Origin of the sequence: Polaromonas sp., assembly GCF_030680935.1 — a bacterium.
Taxonomy (GTDB): domain Bacteria; phylum Pseudomonadota; class Gammaproteobacteria; order Burkholderiales; family Burkholderiaceae_C; genus Polaromonas.
Genome location: NZ_JAUXUP010000059.1, coordinates 12622 through 31093, shown reverse-complemented (window position 1 = coordinate 31093; position 18472 = coordinate 12622). Strand labels below are relative to the sequence as shown.

Below are 18472 nucleotides of genomic sequence, written 5' to 3'. Positions count from 1 at the left end.
CACGCTACATTTTTGATAGCTGTTTGCACCTGCCCCACATGGGCTGGAGGCCGATTTGGCCCCTAACTGACGATGGCGCGCATCCAGTCGGGCAAAGTGACCGCCTTTTGGCTCGGGAAGTCCACCCAGATGGTGGTGGCGCCACCGGCCGCGTAAATCACACCGGGCTGGTCGCTGCGCTCCATCGTGCCCCAGGTTTCAAAGGTGGTGCGGCCGGGGTCGCTGGCGTACATCTTTACCCGTACAGCGCCGGGATATTCGAGTTGTTGATAGAAATTGCAGAACGCGTTGATGATGACTGGTCCTTCGCCTTTGGGGTCTGGCACGCAGCCAATCGAATACATCCAGTCAATGCGCACGGTCTCAAGATAACGAAAATAACTGCCGTTGTTGAGATGCCCCATGGCGTCCATGTCGCCCCAGCGGATCGGGATGCACATCTCAAAAACGAGCTTCTTCTTTTCGGGAATGTCTATCTTCATAAGGCGTGCGCTTTGGGCTCAGGCGCCGAAGCCGTCGTCCGCGGCAATCACGGCACCATTGATGAAGTGGCTCTGGCCGCTGGCCAGCATCACCAGCAGGGCATCCAGATCTTCCGGCTTGCCGATGCGTTTGCGCGGCAGCATTTGCACCAGTTTTTTGCCCTGCTCGGTTTCCCAGTGGTGGTGGTTGATCTCGGTGTCGATATAGCCGGGGCAAATGGCGTTGACGTTGATGCCAAACTTGCCCCACTCCAGCGCCATGGCCTTGGTCATCTGCACCACCGCCGCCTTGCTCATGCAGTACACACCGATCTGCGGCAACACACGCAGCCCGGCCATGGACGCGATATTGATGATGCGGCCGCCAGAAAAAGTGCCTGGGGCCGTACCACGCGATCGGGCCAGCATGCGCTTGCCAACTTCCTGCGCCACAAAAAAAGCCCCCTTGACGTTGGTGTTGAAGATGAAGTCGTAGTCTTCTTCGGCCACGTCCTGAATGCGTTGGGTGGTGCTCACGCCCGAGTTGTTGACCAGGATGTCAATCGGGCCGACCTCGGTCTCGGCATGCGCCACGCCGGCCTTGATGCTGGCATGGTCCGTCACATCCAGCGACACCACATGGGCGTCGCCGCCTTCGGCCTCAATCTGCGCGCGCAGCTCCTTGAGCTTGTCCATGCGCCGGCTGGCCAGCACCACAGCGGCTCCCGCGCGACTCAGGGTTTTGGCAAACTGCGCACCCAGCCCGCCCGAAGCACCGGTCACGAGGGCGACACGCCCTGAAAGATCCAGGCTGTAAGCCATAAGGGACTCCTCTCTATTCCAGTTAGCGATACGAACGAGCGTTCGATTCGCTGCATTCACGACATAAAATCACACGCAAGACCTGCCGCCGTCGTCCGAGTGACGGCCCTACCTGAAATTCATTATCAGCGAGTCCACGATGAACAACCAAGAGATACTGGCCCAGTTCGGCCCCCGCGAAGCGATGGAATATGACGTGGTCGTGGTGGGGGGCGGCCCGGGTGGCCTGTCCACCGCGATCCGGCTGAAACAGCTTGCCGCAGAAAAAGGTACGGAGTTGTCGGTGGTGGTGCTGGAGAAAGGCTCAGAGCCCGGCGCGCACATTCTGAGCGGTGCACTGATGGACCCGCGCGCCATCACCGAGCTGTTTCCCAACTGGAAAGAGCTTGGTGCACCATTGAACCAGCCGGTCACCGGCGACGAGATGCTGTTTCTCAGCCAGACCGGCAAGATCAGCACCCCGCAATTTCTGATTCCCAAATGCCTGCACAACGAAGGCAACTACGTCATCAGCCTGGGCAATGTGGTGCGCTGGCTGGGCCAGCAGGCCGAAGCCTTGGGCGTGGAAATTTTCCCCGGCTTCTCCGCTTCTGAAGTTCTTTACAACGAAGACGGCTCAGTCAAGGGAGTGGCCACCGGCAACCTCGGCGTCGGCAAAGACGGCCAACCGAGCGACAGTTTTCAGCTGGGCATGGAGCTGCATGGCAAATACACGATTTTTGCCGAGGGCTCACGTGGCCACCTGGGCCGGCAGTTGATAGAAAAATTCAAGCTTGACGCCGGCAAAGACCCGCAGACCTACGCACTGGGCATCAAGGAGTTGTGGGAGATCGATCCGGCCAAGGCCAAGCCCGGCCACGTCGTGCACTCGCTGGGCTGGCCCATGGACAACCAGACCTACGGCGGCGGTTTTTTGTACCACCTCGAAGGCAACAAGGTCACACTGGGTTTTATCACCGGCCTGGAGTACAGCAACCCGTGGCTCAGCCCTTTCGAGGAAATGCAGCGCTGGAAAACCCACCCTGCGATTCGCCAGTATCTGGAAGGCGGCAAACGCATCAGCTACGGCGCGCGGGCGATTACCTGCGGCGGCTTGATGAGCCTGCCCAAAACCGTGTTTCCGGGCGGCGCACTGGTGGGCTGTGAGGCAGGCTTTCTCAACTTCGCGCGTATCAAGGGCAGTCACGCCGCCATCAAAACCGGCATGCTGGCCGCAGAGGCTGCGTACGCCGCAGTAGCCGGCGGGCGCCAGCATGATGAGTTGAGCGCCTACCCCGAAGCGTTCCGGAAGAGCTGGTTGTTTGATGAGCTTGAGGTTTCACGCAACACCAAACAGTGGATGAAAAAGGGCTTGTACCTGTCGTCCATCATGAACGGCATCGAGCTGTGGCTGCTGCCCAAACTCGGCTTCAAGGCGCCACCATGGACCATTCACAACAAGGTGGCAGACCACGCCAAGCTCAAGCCAGCGTCCGAGTGCCCGCAAATTGTCTATCCCAAACCCGACAACAAGATCACCTTCGACCGCTTGAGTTCGGTGTTTGTGTCCAACACCAACCACGAAGAGCATCAACCCGCACACCTGACCCTGAAAGACGCCAGTGTGCCCGTCAACATCAACCTGGCCACTTACGCCGGCCCCGAGTCGCGTTATTGCCCGGCCGGCGTGTATGAATTTGTGAAGAACCCCGACAACAGCGACCGCCTGCAGATCAACGCGCAGAACTGCGTGCACTGCAAAACCTGCGACATCAAGGATCCCACGCAGAACATTGTCTGGGTCACCCCAGAAGGCGGCGGCGGGCCAAACTACAGCGGCATGTAAGCCGGCTACGCGGCGTCCTGGCTTGACCCCCCTGTTCTTTTGTGACGCGAAGCACACCGGGCTCTTAGGCGAAAACCCGCAGACCCCGCCGCCAGCCGGAAGCCATAATGCAATGCACACATAGCTTCCGGCTGCCAGGCAGGGCCGGGTTTTCTACAACTCCGGAGACAACATGACATTCAGCAAGCTCATCATCGGCATGTCCATGACTTTTGGTCTCGTGGCCGCCGCATCTGCGCAGACCACGATGAAGATCAGCATCTCGACGGCGCAAAACTCGCACCAAGGTGTGGCCATTGACACCTTCGCGCGCGAAGTTGAAAAACGCACCGGCGGGCGTTACAAGGTTCAGACTTTCTACAGCGGCGCGCTGGGCGGCGAGCGTGAATCCATCGAGGCCGTGCAGCTCGGCACCCAGGAACTGGCGTTTTCATCGACCGGCCCGGTGCCCAACTTTGTGCCCGACACCAAAATTCTGGATGTGCCTTTCCTGTTTCGTGACAAGGCACATGCACGCGCCGTACTGGATGGCCCGATTGGCGCAGAGTTGCTGACCAAATTCGAATCCAAGGGTTTCAAGGCGCTGGGCTGGGCCGAAAACGGTTTCCGCCACATGACCAACAGCAAGCGCGATGTCAAGGCGCCTGAAGATCTCAAGGGCCTGAAAATGCGCACCATGGAAAACCCGGTGCACATCGCTGCCTACAAGGGTTTTGGCATTGTCACCACACCCATGGCCTTCCCGGAGGTGTTCACCGCTCTGCAGCAGGGCACAGTTGATGGCCAGGAAAACCCGCTGTCGGTCATTCTGGCTGCCAAGTTTGACCAGGTGCAGAAACACCTGTCCTTGACCGGTCACGTTTATTCACCGTGCATCTGGGTCATGAACAAGGCGGTGTTTGACAAACTCAGCGCCGCGGACAAACAGGCCTTTCTTGAAGCTGCGGCGGAGGGTACCAAAGCCAACCGTGCGCGGGTTGACGAAGACGATGCCAAAGGTGTGGCCGACCTGCGCTCCAAGGGCATGACTGTCATCGACAACGTCGACAAGGCCAAATTTGTCGCCGCACTGGCGCCGGTCAATGCCGAGTTTGAAAAGCAATTCGGCAAGGCCAACATGGACAAGATCCGCAACTACAAATAACGCTATTTTTTTGATAGCTGCTTACGCCCGCAGTCATTGGACTGGCGGGCGTTTTTACTTGCCAATAGGACCCACACACCCATGAAGGCCACTTTTCTCAGGATCGAACGCTGGACCACGGGCTTTTCCATGCTGGTGGCTTGCATCATGCTGGTGATTGCATCGGGGCTCGGCATGTTCCAGATCATCACGCGTTTTGTGCTGGAGCAACCCGCCGAATGGACAGAAATCCTGATCCGGCTGTCGCTGATCTGGATGGTTTTCATGGGTATTCCCGCCGCCTTCCGCCAGGGCGCCATGGTCAGTGTGGATGTGCTCTACCGATGGAGCCCACCCGGTATCAGGCGTGTGCTGGACTGGGTGGTATGCCTGGCCGCACTCGCGCTGATCGCGGTGATCATCTGGTGGGGCTGGGACTACGCGCTGCGTGGTCGTGTCCAGTCGATGGCAGGGCTTGAAGAGCTGACCATGTTCTGGGGCTACGTGGCCATGCCGATAGGCGCCATGTTTTGCGTGATAGGCATCATCGGCAACCTGGTGGACCCGCAGCGCAACGAGTTGGAGACAGCGCAATGACCGCCGTCATGGTCTCCACCATGGTGCTGTGTTTTGCACTGACCGTTTCAGTGGCCGTATCGATTGGCCTGGCCTCTGTGCTGGGCATACAGGCCACCAACGCCCACATGCTGATTTCGGTCAAGGAAATGTTCAACGCCATCAACAAATTTCCGCTGGCTGCGATCCCGTTCTTCATCCTGGCCGGTAACCTGATGGAAACCGGTGGCATCTCGCGCCGGCTGGTGGAATTTGCCAAGAGTATTGTCGGTGGCGTGCAGGGCGGCTTGCCCATGACCTGCGTGTTGACCTGCATGATTTTTGCAGCGGTGTCCGGCTCGTCGGTGGCCACCACCTTTGCAGTTGGCGCTATCCTCATCCCCGCACTGATCAAACATGGTTACCCCACAACCTACGCGGCTGCGCTGCAAGCCACCAGTGCCGAGCTTGGCGTCATCATTCCCCCGTCGATTCCACTGATTTTGTATGGGGTGAGCGCCGAAGTCTCGATTGGCGAGCTGTTCATTGCCGGTTTTGGTCCGGGACTGTTCATTGGCCTGGCACTGATGCTGTTTGTCCATCTGTATTGCCGCTGGAAGGGCTGGGGCAAAAAAGACGGCGACGGACGTCAGCCCTTTGGCAAAGCCGCCTGGCAGGCCGGCTGGGCATTGCTGATGCCAGTCATCATTCTGGGCGGCATTTATGGCGGCATCTTCACCCCCACTGAAGCGTCGGCTGTGGCGGTTTTTTATGCGCTGGTCGTGGGGGTGGTGATTTATCGCGAGATCAAGCTGGTCGATCTGGCCGTCATTCTGCGCAAATCCGTGCTGTCCAGCGCGGTCATCATGTTCATCATTGCCAACGCCGGCTTGTTTGCATTTTTGATCACCAGGGCCGGTGTACCCGACGCAATTGGCCGTTATCTGGAGGCGGTGCTGCAGTCGCCGACGCTTTTCCTGCTTGGTGTCAATGCCGCGCTTTTTCTGATCGGCATGTTTATTGAAACCAGTGCCGCCATCATTGTCCTGGCGCCGATACTGGCGCCAGTGGCCATCCACTTTGGCGTTGATCCGGTGCATTTTGGCTTGATCATGGTGGTCAACCTGGCACTGGGCATGATCACCCCGCCGTTTGGCGTCAACCTGTTTGCAGCCTGCACCGTGGCGAGGATTTCCCTCGACAAAATTGTGCCGCACCTGCTTCCTTTTGTGCTGGTGATTCTGGCCTGTCTGATGGTGATCACCTATGTACCGCAGCTGTCGCTCTTCCTGCGCGACCTGGTCTATGCCAAGTAGATAGAGCCACCACGGTCGCGCACTTTGTGTCGCTTCCTGCCCCCGAGGGGGCGCTGCGCCTGCGGCCGGGCAGAGCCGGTTCCGCGGCCCCTGCGGAAAAAATCCCTGGCTCCGCACTTTCTTGCCCCCCCTTTTCCTCTGGAAGAGCCTTGGAGTGAGGGGGCGACTGCATGAACCTTGGGCTACACTTGCGAGGTCAGGAGAGAGTTTTCACCCGAAAACCGCCGAAGGCGCATGCACCCCCACAATGGGGCGCTGAACGCTCAGGCAAAAGGACTGGCAACCGCCCTTCGGCAGCTCATGCGGAAAGGCGTTCCCTACTGGAGAGAGGTCACCTTCAAGGCGGCCCACCGAAGGAGCAAACCCGCATCGCCGGGTGAATCTCTCAGGTAAAGCGGACAGCAGGGGCAGCCCATGGCTTATGGCCATGTTGTATGTTTGCCCCGGAGAACGCCTTTGTCCGCTACCGACCCCAACCTGCTGAAAACGCCATTGCATAACTTGCACCTGGAGCTGGGCGCGCGCATGGTGCCATTTGCAGGCTACTCGATGCCAGTGCAGTACCCCGCCGGCCTGATGGCCGAGCACCTACACACACGCCAGGCAGCCGGCTTGTTTGATGTTTCGCACATGGGCCAGTTGCGCCTGGTCGGCCCCGACGCCGCGGCCGCCCTGGAGACCCTGATTCCCGTCGATGTGATTGATCTGCCGGCCGGCAAACAGCGCTACGGTCTGCTTCTCAACGAAGACGGCGGCGTCATCGACGACCTGATGTTTTTCAACCGCGATTATGCGAACGGTGGCGACATTTTTGTGATCGTCAACGGTGCCTGCAAGGTCGGCGACATCGCGCACATCGCGCAAAAAATCGGCACACGTTGCCAAGTCATCCCCATGCCCGATATGGCGCTGCTCGCGCTACAGGGGCCGCAAGCCGTGGCGGCATTGTCGCGGTTGGCGCCGGGTGTTGAAAAACTGGTGTTCATGACCGGCGGGCGTTTTACGGTCGCAGGCTGCGACTGCTTTCTGACACGCAGCGGCTACACCGGCGAAGACGGTTTTGAAATTTCCGTGCCCGCTTCACAGGCCGATGCGCTGGCTGGAGCCCTGCTTGCGCAGCCCGAAGTCAAACCTGTCGGCCTGGGCGCACGCAACTCGCTGCGCCTTGAAGCCGGCTTGTGCCTGTATGGCAACGACCTGGACACCAGCACCACACCGGTGGAAGCCAGCCTGAACTGGGCGATCCAGAAAGTGAGGCGCACTGGCGGCGCACGGGCTGGCGGCTTTCCGGGTGCGGCCAGGGTGCTGGCTCAGCTGGCCGACCCGGCCACCTTGACCCGCAAACGTGTCGGACTGATCGCGCTGGAGCGCGTGCCGGTGCGCGACCACACCGAATTGCAGAATATGGAGGGTACGGCCATCGGTGAAGTCACCAGCGGCCTGCTGGGGCCCAGCATCAACCAGCCGGTGGCCATGGGCTACGTGCAGCCGGCGTTTGCCGCCATCGGCACTCTGGTGAATGCCATCGTGCGTGGCAAAGCGGTGCCCATGCAGGTCAGCGCCATGCCTTTTGTCCAAAATCGTTATTTTCGCGGCTGAAATTTTTTTTATTCTGGAGAATCCCATGATCAAGTACACCGAAGACCACGAATGGATCAGCGTTGACGGCGACATCGCCACCGTTGGTATCACGGCCCATGCACAGGACGCGCTGGGTGATGTTGTGTTTGTCGATCTGCCCTCGGTAGGCAGCAGCTTCGCGCAGAAGGAGGTGGCCGGTGTGGTCGAGTCCGTCAAGGCCGCCGCTGACGTGTACATGCCGATCAGCGGCGAAGTGCTTGAAGTCAACGAGGCGCTGCGCGACGACCCATCGCTGGCCAACAGCGACCCGCTGGGTGCCGGCTGGTTCTTCAAGGTCAAGCTCGCCGACAAGGGCCAGCTCGACGCCCTGATGGACGAGACCAGCTACACCGCTTTTTCCGCAACCGCATAAATCAACTGCAGCTCCTGTCATTGCGGGCCTGACCCGCAATCCATGGATCCCGGAGGAAAGAGCCCGGGATGACAAACGGGGGCAAGCGCAATATCCCACCCACCATTTTTGGACCTGCCATGCTGATGCCCACCGCCAAACCACTGCGCGAGCTTGAAAATACTTCCGAATTCATCGCCCGCCACATCGGCATTGATGACGCCGACGAGACCCACATGCTCAGCGTGGTGGGCTCGGCTTCGCGTCGCGCGCTGATTGAGGGTATCGTGCCGCGCAGCATTGCGCGTAGCCAGGCCATGGCAATTCCGGCGCCGGTGACTGAGGCCCAGGCCCTGGCCGAGCTGAAAGCCATGGCGGCCAAAAACAAGGTTTTCAAGAGTTTTATCGGCCAGGGTTATTACGGCACCCACACACCCGGCGTGATTCTGCGCAACATCCTTGAAAACCCGGCCTGGTACACGGCCTACACGCCTTACCAGGCAGAAATTTCGCAAGGCCGCATGGAAGCGCTGGTCAACTTCCAGACCATGGTCTGCGACCTGACCGGCATGCCCATTGCCAACGCCTCCATGCTCGATGAAGCCACCGCCGCAGCCGAAGCGATGACGCTGGCCAAACGCAGCGTGAAGAGCAAAAGCAATGTTTTCATCGTGGCCGGCGACTGCCACCCGCAAACCATTGAAGTGATCCAGACCCGTTCCAAACCGCTGGGCATCACCGTCAAGGTCAGCACCGCCGCCGTCACCCTGCCCCAGCTGATGGCAGAGGGCGACTACTTTGGCGTGCTGGCGCAATACCCCGCCACCACCGGCATGATCCACGACCTTCGCCCGCTGGCTGGCCACGCCCACGCAACAGGCGCCGCCCTGTGCGTGGCCGCCGACCTGCTGGCGCTGACGCTGCTGGCGCCACCCGGCGAGTGGGACGCCGACATTGTGCTGGGCAACACCCAGCGTTTCGGCGTGGCCATGGGCAACGGAGGGCCACATGCGGCCTACCTGGCTTGCCGCGACGAATACAAGCGCTCGCTGCCCGGGCGCCTCGTCGGTGTCAGCATCGATGTACACGGCAACCCGACCTACCGCCTGGCCCTGCAGACCCGAGAGCAACACATTCGCCGCGAAAAGGCCACCTCCAACATCTGCACCGCGCAGGTGCTGCCGGCCGTGCTGGCCAGCATGTACGCGGTGTACCACGGCCCGCAAGGCCTGCAGCGCATTGCGCAGCGGGTGGCCAGCTACACCGCTATTTTTGTGCGCGGCATGCAGCAGATGGGCTACGAGATCACCAATTCCAGCGCCTTCGACTCGGTCACCATCAAGACCGGGGATGCTACCAATTCAATAGCTGAGCGCGCACGCCAGTCGGGGGCCAACCTCCGATATCGCCTGAACAATCACCTGGGCGTGTCGCTGGATGAAACCACCACCCGCGAAGACCTGGAGATGCTCTGGTCCTTCTTTGTGAAACCCGGCAAACCGATGCCGCGCCTGAGTGACTTTGAAAAAGGCGTGGAGCCGCTGATCCCCGAGGAACTGCGCCGCAGCACACCCTTTCTGACCCACCCAGTGTTCAATACCCACCATTCCGAAACCGGCATGCTGCGTTACATCCGCATGCTCAGCGACAAGGATCTGGCGCTGGACCGCAGCATGATTCCGCTGGGCAGCTGCACCATGAAGCTCAACGCCACCAGCGAGATGATCCCCGTCACCTGGCCGGAGTTTGCCAACATCCACCCCTTCGCACCGCAGGACCAGTTGCAGGGCTACGCCGAGCTGGACCAACAATTGCGCGACTGGTTGTGCCAGGCCACTGGGTATGCCGGCATCAGCCTGCAGCCCAACGCTGGCTCGCAAGGCGAATACGCCGGCCTGCTGGTGATCAAGGCCTTTCATGAAGCCAAAGGCCAGGGCCACCGCAACATCTGTTTGATTCCTTCTTCTGCCCACGGTACCAACCCGGCCAGTGCGCAGATGGTCGGCATGACGGTGGTGGTCACCGCCTGCGACGCGCAGGGCAATGTCGACATGGCCGATCTGAAAGCCAAGTGCGAGCAGTACAGCGACAAGCTGTCCTGCATGATGATCACCTACCCCAGCACCCACGGTGTGTTTGAAACCCAGGTGAAAGAGCTTTGCGCCCTTGTGCATTCGCACGGCGGCCGCGTCTATGTGGATGGCGCGAACATGAACGCGCTGGTCGGCGTCGCTGCCCCCGGCGAATTTGGCGGCGATGTGAGCCACCTGAATTTGCACAAGACTTTTTGCATTCCGCACGGCGGCGGCGGACCGGGCGTGGGCCCGGTGTGTGTGGTGGCCGACCTGGTGCCGTATCTGCCCGGCCACGCCACGGCGGGCATCCCTGTCAACGGCGTCGGCGCGATTTCAGCAGCGCCACTCGGCAACGCTTCTGTGCTGCCCATCAGCTGGATGTACTGCCGCATGATGGGCCCCGAAGGCCTGCAGCAAGCTACCGAGATCGCCATCCTGAGCGCCAACTACATCAGCGCGCGGCTCAAAGACCACTACCCGACGCTGTACGCCAGCGAAAACGGCCATGTGGCGCACGAGTGCATCCTGGACCTGCGGCCGCTCAAGGAAAGCAGCGGCATCAGCGCCGAGGACGTGGCCAAGCGCCTGATGGATTACGGGTTTCACGCGCCCACGCTGAGCTTTCCGGTGCCGGGTACCCTGATGGTTGAGCCCACTGAGAGCGAAACACTGGCCGAGCTGGACCGTTTCATCAACGCGATGATTGCCATCCGGGACGAAATCCGCAAAGTCGAAGACGGCAGCTGGCCGCAGGACAACAACCCGCTGAAACATGCACCGCACACCGCTGCCAGCCTGCTGGGTACCGACTGGGACCGGCCCTATTCGCGCGAAACCGGCGCCTTCCCGCTGGCCACTCTCAAGCTGGTCAAGTATTGGCCACCCGTCGGGCGCGTGGACAACGTGTACGGCGACCGCAACCTGTTTTGCAGTTGTGTGCCGGTGGCCGATTACGCCTGATGCGGGCAAGGGCACACCAGAATTGAATCCGGGCCGCCGCGTGTGAACCACGCGACAGGGGGTTGTGCAGATGCTGACTACCATGTGAAGCACAGCTTTCAGAACGGATCCCATGACCCCAGCTCTCGATACCGAATTCGGACTCATCAGCGACCTGATTCGCCAGCACGCGCAGCAAGCCCCCTCCCGGCCGGTGCTGGTCCAGGGCGAGCGCCGGATGGACTACGCCACACTCGATGCGCTGATGGACCGCATTGCGTGTGCGTTGCAGCGCGACGGTATTCGCCCCGGCGACGCCATCGCCATCTGCGCGGGCATGTCGATGGAATACACCGCAGTCTTCCTGGGCGCTTTGCCGGCTGGCGTGACGGTAGCGCCGCTGGCCCCCGGCTCCGGCGCGGGCAGCCTGCAGCGCATGCTGCAGGACGCACAGGCAAAACGGGTGTTCACCGACGCCCACGGCGGCGAGTCGCTGGGGCCGGCTGGCACAGGTGCGGGCTCGCCTGCCCGTATCGCCATGGACAACACAGCCGTCGGCCGCACACTCAACAGCTGGCTGGCAGAAGCCGGCCAACAACCCGCGCCAGTGGCCGTTCAGGCTGACTGGCCGTTCAACATCATCTATTCATCGGGAACCACCGGCGAGCCCAAGGGGATCGTGCAATCACACGGCATGCGCTGGACCCATGTGCGCCGCGCAACCAGCTACAGCTACGACGGCAACACCGTCACCCTGCTTTCCACACCGCTGTACTCCAACACCACGCTGGTAGTTTTATTCCCTACGCTCAGTGCTGGCGGCACAGTGGTGCTGATGCCAAAATTCGACGTCGCAGGCTACCTGGCACTGGCCCAAACCCACCGTGTCACGCACACCATGCTGGTGCCGGTGCAATACCAGCGGCTGATGGCGCATGCCGACTTTGACCGGTTCGATTTGTCCAGCTTTCTGGTGAAGTTTTCCACCAGCGCCCCCTTTACCGCCGCACTCAAGGCCGACGTTCTCAAGCGCTGGCCGGGTGGCCTGGTAGAGTTTTACGGCATGACCGAGGGCGGCGGCACCTGCATCCTGGAGGCCCACGCCCACCCGGACAAATTACACACCGTGGGTCAACCCGCTGAGGGCCACGATATCCGCCTGATTGATGACCACGGTGTCGAGGTCGCTCCCGGTGAGGCGGGGGAGGTGGTCGGCCATTCGGGCGGCATGATGACCGGTTACCACGGCCAGCCGGAAAAAACCCGCGACGCTGAATGGTTTGACCCGCAGGGCAAACGTTTTATCCGCACCGGCGACATTGGGCGCTTCGACGCGGATGGATTTCTCACTCTTTTTGACCGCAAAAAAGACATGCTCATCTCCGGCGGCTTCAACGTCTACCCCAGTGACCTGGAGGCCATCCTGCGGAATCACGCTTGTGTGCTGGAAGCTGCGGTGGTGGGCGTGCCCTCGGAGAAATGGGGCGAAACGCCCGCGGCATTTGTGGTGCGCCGCCCGGGGCAAATCGCGTCCGCTGAAGACCTGCTGGCGTGGGTCAACAACCAGGTGGGCAAGAACCAGCGCCTGGGCCACCTGCAATGGATGGATGAATTGCCGCGAAGCGCCATCGGCAAGGTACTCAAGCGCGAGCTTCGTGACAGCTTTCAGCCAGTTGCAGAGCGCCCATAAGCCAAGCGCATGGACTCACAAACGCTGGTCATCATTGCCGGTGCCGTCGCAGCGGGTTTTGTACAGGGTCTGTCGGGTTTTGGTTTCGGCCTGGTGGCCATGTCCTTCTGGGCCTGGACGATCGACCCGCGCCTGGCGGCGGCCATGGCGGTGTTTGGTGCCCTGACCGGCCAGATCATTGCAGCCGTCACGGTGCGGCGCGGATTTGACCTCAAAACACTGGCACCGTTTGTGTTGGGTGGTCTGCTCGGCCTTCCGATGGGCATGTGGCTGTTGCCACAGCTGGACGTTCAGGTGTTCAAGGCTTTTCTGGGCGCCTTGCTGGCCGTCTGGTGCCCGGCCATGCTGTTCAGTGCACAACTGCCACGCATCACACGCGGCGGGCAGATCGCAGACGCAGTGATAGGCGCAGGCGGCGGTGTGATGGGCGCGCTGGGAGGTTTTACCGGCGTGTTGCCGACCCTCTGGTGCACGCTGCGCGGCATGCAAAAAGACAGCCAGCGCGCCATCGTGCAGAACTTCAATTTATCCATGCTGCTGGTCACCTTCGGCACCTATGTCGCCACGGGCGTCATCAGCAGCGCTACCTTGCCCTTTCTGGCCATAGTCGCGCCCGCCATGCTGATCCCCTCGCTACTGGGTGCGCGGCTCTATATCGGTATCAGTGAGGCTACCTTTCGCAAGGTGGTGCTGAGTCTGCTGACTTGTACCGGCATTGCGCTGCTGGTATCGTCGGTGCCGGGTTTGTTGCGGCGTCTCGCCTGACGATGCCTGCGCCGCAGCAGATCAACAAAGGCCAGCCCTGCCCTCCGATTGGGGGATGCGCACCGCTGGTGGCTGCCTAAAATCGTGCCATGTGGCAGGACCGTTCCTGGTCCAGCCGCCGCCACGCCCGCGTACTGCATCCCGTCTGGGGTTCGCCGTGGACTATTCAGGAGTCACCCTTCATGCGCATGTTCCGCCAAGCCCTGCTTTCCCTGCTGGCCTGCGTTGCCCTGCCGGGCGCTGCTTTTGCCTACGATGCATCGGCCATGGTGGTTTCTACCAAAGGGTCGCTGCCGCTGATCCTGACCGTGCCGCACGACGGTGCTGAGCCCCTGGACGCGTTGCCTGCCCGCACCAAAGGCACTGTGGTCCGCGATGCAGGTACCCGGGAACTTGCCGAGCGCGTGGCCACATTGCTTGAAGCGCGTCTGGGCAAGCGGCCTTACATCGTGGTGGCCAGATTCAGCCGGAAATACCTGGACGCCAACCGGCCCGAGCAGGAGGCCATGGAATCGCAGGACGCCCTGCCCGCGTACCGGGCCTACCATGACCAGATCACCGCTTACATCGCAGAGATCAAGACAAAGTTTCCTGCCGGTGCGTTGATGGTTGATGTACACGGTCAGTCGGGAGACCCAGACACCACATTTCGCGGCACACGCGCAGGGCTGACAGCCAAAACGTTGCTGGGTCGATTTGGCCAGCCCGCGCTGCAGGGTGAAAAAAGCATCACTGGCGTGCTGGCATCCAAGGGTTACCCGGTCCATCCCGCCGTGGGTGCAGAGTCACTGCGTGAAGACCCCCGGTATGCCGGCGGCCACACGGTAGCCACTTATGGCAGCCACCAACCACAAGGCATAGACGCCATACAGCTGGAGTTCGGCAGAAACCACAGGGCGAATACACGCCTGGCAGAAGACCTGGCGGACGCGCTGGTGGTTTTCATGACCGAGTACGACCTTCTGCGCAAATGAATATCCTTTCCCCCGCCACCCGCCACCCGCCACCGGTTACCGGTTACCTGTCATCCCGAAAGGAAACTCCATGCGTCACCTGATCATTGTGTTGACAGCGATGTTGTGTGTCGGTTGTGCGCAACTGCCGTCTGACCCGGTTCTGCCGCCCCCGCAAAAGAAGGCTCAGGCGGTTGTGTTTGACATCGACGGGACGCTGACGCCCGATGTACTCACCATTTTTGAAGCGCGAGAACACGCCGCCGACGCCGCGCAACTGTTCGCCAAAAAGGGCTACAAGATTTTCTACCTCAGCACCCGTGCCGGTTTCGTCTCGGCCAACATACCGGGCTGGCTGACCAGCAACAGGTTTCCGTCAGGCAGCGTATTGGTGGCACAAACAGACGAAGAGCGCGACTTTCCAGATGACTACAAGGCGCGCATGCTGAAAAAGATCATCAGCGAGGAATGGGATATAAGCTACGCCTATGGAGACTCGTACACAGATTTTCTGGCCTATGCCCGAGCCGGCATACCGAAAGAACGTGTCTTCGCCCTGCAACGCAGGTATGACCCCCATTGCCACAGGGGCGAGTGGAACAAGTGCCTCAAAGGTTGGACAGAACACCTTGAATTTGTGAGATCAGTGCCCCCTGCGCGGACATACTGACAACCATGTTTGCATGGCCAACCATCCAGCCGCTATCAAATAAATAGCTGCTCACGCAAGCGCGATAAGGGCCAACAGCCAAAACGGCTTGCAATTTTCAGCCAGCTACTCCCCCACCCCACCCTTGCCGCGTGATGCCTTGATCTCCGAGCGCTGGCTTTTGCCCGCCAGGCGCCGCTGTTTGGATCCGTAGGTCGGTTTCGTGGCCCGCCGCACGCGCGGCGGCACGGCAACGCTGTTGACCAGCTCGTTGAGCCGGGCCAGCGCGTCGGCGCGGTTCATTTCCTGGCTGCGGTGCTGCTGGGCCTTGAGCACCAGCACACCTTCCTGCGTGATGCGGCTGTCGCGCAGCGCCAGCAGCCGCTCTTTCACACCGTCGGGCAAGGAAGAGGCGCCTATGTCAAAGCGCAAATGCACCGCGCTGGAAACCTTGTTGACGTTTTGCCCGCCCGCCCCCTGGGCGCGGATAGCAGTGATCTCGACTTCTGCTTCGTTGATTTCCAGTAAAAGCGTCACCCACCCATTCTACGTTTGAGCCGTATCTGGTTGGGCAGGGGCACAGAGCGGCGCAGCACGTCTTCCCCCAGCCACAAGGCTGAACGCCAGGCGCGCCGGGCCACAGTAGGCAGCGGCAATTGCTGGTAGTCGTCGTTGAACACCTCGAAGCTGTAGTCACCCCGGTACCCCAGACGATGCAGCCGCGTCACCAATGCAGCAAGGGCCTCGCTGTGCACGCCTTCGCCGGGGAACACGCGGAAATGCCGGGCGGTGGCAATGCGTTCTTCCACCGACTTGATCTCTGTCCACATGAAGTCAGCCAGCTGTACCAGAAATATTTTCTCCGGGTCCAGCAGCTCGATCTCGTCCAGCGGGGTGTTGGTCGCGAACATGTGAAAAGAATCAAAACCCAGGCCGAGGTTGGGCATGTCGGCCTGGCTGATGATGTCCCAGGCCTGCGGAAATTCATTGATGGTACGGCCCCAGGAGAGCGCCTCGTAGGCGATGCGAATGTTCATCGGAATGGCCAACATGGCGAGCTTGCGCAGATCCCGAACCAGTGCCTGCTTCTCGCTGGTGGCGTGCACCGAGGTTGACGAGCAGATCAGCAGCAGCCGGCAACCCAGCAGGTGGCACATCTCCAGCATGGATTTGGCGATGTCCACCTTGTAGTCATGCAGGTGGCCGGACAGGCCCTCGAAGTCGCGCAGCACCTGGAAGCCTGTGACGCGCAGCCCGCTGGCACGCACCGCCGCGACAGCCGCCTCCAGGCCGTCGGGGTGGCCCACCAGGTCTCTGGCGGCCAGCATGATCTGGGTAAAACCAGCATCGCGCACGGCCTGCAGCTTGGCTTCGAGCGGTCCGGCCAGCGAGATGGTGTCCATCCCGAAATCGTCGATGTTTCCGCTGTAGTGGCTCATGCTGCTCACCTGCGTTCGTCGTGCACCAGCTCGAAGCTCACGCCGCCCAGCCAGGTCCTGGTGAGCGCGCCGCGGTCTCCGGTATGCACGCCACGTGATTCGACAAATTCCACGCCCCGCCTGCCGAGCCCGGCCACCGTCGCCAGCACATCGGCTGTGCCCAGACCGATGCGCTGCAGGGCTTCGTCGTCCTCCACGTCCAGCACGCCGGCCTCGGGCTCGATCAGCTGGATGTAAAAACGCGAGGCTGGCGGACACGGACTCTGCAGGATGCGCCCCTTGGGCAGGATGCCGAAGCGCTGCACCGCCGGTAACTCCTTGAAACCGAACAGCTCGCGGTAGAACTCCGTCCAGTCTTCCGTGCGGTCATTGCCGATGTATTGCACGACACCGAAAAAATGCAGGTCAGCGATAACCGGCGGCGGCGTTTCCGCGCCGGGAATCGGCACGAAGTCCACGTCGTAGATGGAAAATTTGTCATGCCGGTCGACAAAGTAGATGCGGCTGGTACCCACGCCATGGATGGCCGGGATGTTGAGCTCCATCACCTCCACGCGCGAAGGTACGGCCCAGGCGCCGCGGTCCAGCGCGCGGCGGTAAGCCGCTGCGGCATCCCGCACGCGAAGCGCCACGGCAGCCAGCACCGGTTTGCCTTCCGCCGCCACGGCGCTGGCGTCAGGCGCGGCCGGAAGATGGCCGTTAACAATCACATTGATGGCGCCCTGCCGGTAGAGCAGCACCTCGCGCGACCGGTGCCGGGCGATCGGGCGAAAGCCCATCATCTCCAGCACCTGTCCCAGCGCCTGCGGTCGCGCGGTGCTGTATTCGAGGAATTCGATCCCGTCCAGCCCGAGCGGGTTGGCGGCCTGGTCAATCGATTCGCGGTCAGCAAGCGGGGTCGGGCTCAAAGTGTTCATGAGGTCTCTCCGTTCAGGAATGAATCAGGCCATGCCGATCGGGCCACGACGCGGTCAATAGCTGAGGCGGGCCACCGCGCGCAAGTCCTCGGGCGTGGCAGTGCCAAAACCAAAAAATTCGAGGTAGGCCGGAATCTGCTCGAACAGCATGTCCGAGCCCACCTGCACCCGGCAGCCGCGCGCCTGGGCAGCGCGCAGGAAGGCCGTCATCTCTTTTTTCATCACCACTTCGCCGGCGAAGGTCGATGGCGCCATGCGCGCGACATCGACTGGCAGCGGGTCGTCTTCGTTCATGCCCAGGGGTGTGGCATTGACGACCAGGTCATAACCGGCCGGGTCCTTGCTGCCGGTACCGACCTGTAGCGCCGGGTAATGCTTGCGCAGGCGGGCACCCAGGGCTTCCGCAGAGGCCGGAAACACGTCGTACAGGCCCATGGCACCCACACCGGCCGCGGCCAGCGACGCGGCAATTGCGGACCCCACGCCGCCGCCGCCCACCACCAGCACGCGGGCGCCCGCCAGTTTCAGGCCCTTGCGCAACACGCCGCGCACAAAACCGGCGCCGTCGAACATGTCGCCCAGCAGGCTGCCGTCGGGTCGGCGCAGGATGGCGTTGCAGGCGCCGGCAATTTCCGCCGCCGGTGTGCATTCGTCCACCAAGGCCAGGGTGCTCACCTTGTGTGGCATGGTGATCAGCGCCCCGCGAATATTTGTGAGCCTGAACAGGCTTTGGAGAACCATCGCATAGTCCCCGGGTTTGACGCCCATGGGCATGACCACCGCATCAATGCCGGACTGCTCGAACCAGGGGTTGTAAATCATCGGCGCCTTGAAAGCGTCGGTCGGGTAGCCGAGGTGGGCAATCAGGGTGGTGGTGCCGCGGATCATGACCGCCTCCCCAAAGAGGCAGGGTGTTGGGCATGGCTGCCGGCGACAGGGATCAGGGTGCTGTTCATGCCAATCAGAAAAAG

At 61.3% G+C, this 18472-nt stretch carries 17 protein-coding genes and 2 riboswitches; of the genes, 11 read left to right on the top strand and 6 right to left on the bottom strand.

Going from position 1 to position 18472, the window contains the following annotated elements:
• Nucleotides 1-62: 62 nt before the first annotated feature.
• Together Q8L50_RS14620 and Q8L50_RS14615 are read right to left on the bottom strand one after the other, a co-directional pair.
• Complete coding sequence (locus Q8L50_RS14620; RefSeq protein ID WP_305349368.1) at nt 63-482, bottom strand: thioesterase family protein; 420 nt, start codon at nt 480-482, stop codon at nt 63-65.
• Nucleotides 483-500: 18 nt separating this feature from the next.
• Complete coding sequence (locus tag Q8L50_RS14615; RefSeq protein ID WP_305349367.1) at nt 501-1283, bottom strand: SDR family oxidoreductase; 783 nt, start codon at nt 1281-1283, stop codon at nt 501-503.
• 139 nt (nt 1284-1422) lie between these two features.
• Here Q8L50_RS14615 and Q8L50_RS14610 point away from each other — a divergent pair, with 139 nt between their 5' ends.
• From Q8L50_RS14610 to Q8L50_RS14560, 11 genes are all read left to right on the top strand, one after another.
• The gene (locus Q8L50_RS14610) at nt 1423-3108 is read left to right on the top strand and encodes an electron transfer flavoprotein-ubiquinone oxidoreductase (protein WP_305349366.1); all 1686 of its coding nucleotides are present in this window, start codon (nt 1423-1425) and stop codon (nt 3106-3108) included.
• 172 nt (nt 3109-3280) lie between these two features.
• Complete coding sequence (locus Q8L50_RS14605) at nt 3281-4252, top strand: TRAP transporter substrate-binding protein (RefSeq protein ID WP_305349365.1); 972 nt, start codon at nt 3281-3283, stop codon at nt 4250-4252.
• An 81-nt stretch (nt 4253-4333) separates the two neighbouring features.
• On the top strand, nt 4334-4828 hold the full coding sequence (locus Q8L50_RS14600) for a TRAP transporter small permease (protein ID WP_305349364.1): 495 nt from the start codon (nt 4334-4336) through the stop codon (nt 4826-4828).
• Nucleotides 4825-6102, top strand: a complete 1278-nt coding sequence (locus tag Q8L50_RS14595) for a TRAP transporter large permease (RefSeq protein WP_305349363.1) — start codon at nt 4825-4827, stop codon at nt 6100-6102. Before Q8L50_RS14600 ends, Q8L50_RS14595 begins: the two co-directional genes overlap by 4 nt.
• A 187-nt stretch (nt 6103-6289) precedes the next feature.
• A riboswitch (glycine riboswitch) is annotated at nt 6290-6391 on the top strand.
• A gap of 21 nt (nt 6392-6412) precedes the next feature.
• Nucleotides 6413-6514, top strand: a riboswitch (glycine riboswitch).
• 2 nt (nt 6515-6516) lie between these two features.
• A complete protein-coding gene (gene gcvT / locus Q8L50_RS14590) occupies nt 6517-7701 on the top strand; it encodes a glycine cleavage system aminomethyltransferase GcvT (RefSeq protein WP_370869808.1) in 1185 nt (394 codons plus the stop codon).
• 25 nt (nt 7702-7726) lie between these two features.
• Nucleotides 7727-8095 (top strand): glycine cleavage system protein GcvH, encoded by a 369-nt coding sequence (gcvH, locus tag Q8L50_RS14585; RefSeq protein ID WP_305349362.1) that lies wholly within the window; start codon nt 7727-7729, stop codon nt 8093-8095.
• Nucleotides 8096-8214: 119 nt separating this feature from the next.
• Nucleotides 8215-11109: an aminomethyl-transferring glycine dehydrogenase gene (gene gcvP / locus Q8L50_RS14580; RefSeq protein WP_305349361.1), complete on the top strand. Its 2895-nt coding sequence runs from the start codon at nt 8215-8217 to the stop codon at nt 11107-11109.
• Nucleotides 11110-11221: 112 nt separating this feature from the next.
• Nucleotides 11222-12778 carry a class I adenylate-forming enzyme family protein gene (locus Q8L50_RS14575; RefSeq protein WP_305349360.1) on the top strand — a complete coding sequence of 519 codons (1557 nt, stop codon included), beginning with the start codon at nt 11222-11224 and terminating at the stop codon, nt 12776-12778.
• A gap of 9 nt (nt 12779-12787) precedes the next feature.
• Nucleotides 12788-13543, top strand: a complete 756-nt coding sequence (locus Q8L50_RS14570) for a sulfite exporter TauE/SafE family protein (RefSeq protein WP_305349359.1) — start codon at nt 12788-12790, stop codon at nt 13541-13543.
• 89 nt (nt 13544-13632) lie between these two features.
• A complete protein-coding gene (locus Q8L50_RS14565) occupies nt 13633-14517 on the top strand; it encodes an N-formylglutamate amidohydrolase (protein ID WP_305349358.1) in 885 nt (294 codons plus the stop codon).
• 70 nt (nt 14518-14587) lie between these two features.
• Nucleotides 14588-15166 (top strand): HAD family acid phosphatase, encoded by a 579-nt coding sequence (locus tag Q8L50_RS14560; protein WP_305349357.1) that lies wholly within the window; start codon nt 14588-14590, stop codon nt 15164-15166.
• 105 nt (nt 15167-15271) lie between these two features.
• Here Q8L50_RS14560 and arfB read toward each other — a convergent pair whose 3' ends face one another.
• From arfB to Q8L50_RS14540, 4 genes are read right to left on the bottom strand one after another with little or no spacing between them, the layout of a single operon-like run.
• Nucleotides 15272-15682, bottom strand: coding sequence for an alternative ribosome rescue aminoacyl-tRNA hydrolase ArfB (gene arfB / locus Q8L50_RS14555; RefSeq protein ID WP_305349356.1), 411 nt, complete (start codon nt 15680-15682; stop codon nt 15272-15274).
• Nucleotides 15679-16584 carry a sugar phosphate isomerase/epimerase gene (locus tag Q8L50_RS14550; RefSeq protein ID WP_305349355.1) on the bottom strand — a complete coding sequence of 302 codons (906 nt, stop codon included), beginning with the start codon at nt 16582-16584 and terminating at the stop codon, nt 15679-15681. Before Q8L50_RS14550 ends, arfB begins: the two co-directional genes overlap by 4 nt.
• Nucleotides 16585-16589: 5 nt before the next feature.
• Nucleotides 16590-17501 carry a 4-hydroxyphenylpyruvate dioxygenase gene (locus tag Q8L50_RS14545; RefSeq protein WP_305349354.1) on the bottom strand — a complete coding sequence of 304 codons (912 nt, stop codon included), beginning with the start codon at nt 17499-17501 and terminating at the stop codon, nt 16590-16592.
• A gap of 54 nt (nt 17502-17555) precedes the next feature.
• Complete coding sequence (locus Q8L50_RS14540) at nt 17556-18389, bottom strand: shikimate dehydrogenase (protein WP_305349353.1); 834 nt, start codon at nt 18387-18389, stop codon at nt 17556-17558.
• Nucleotides 18390-18472 lie beyond the last annotated feature (83 nt).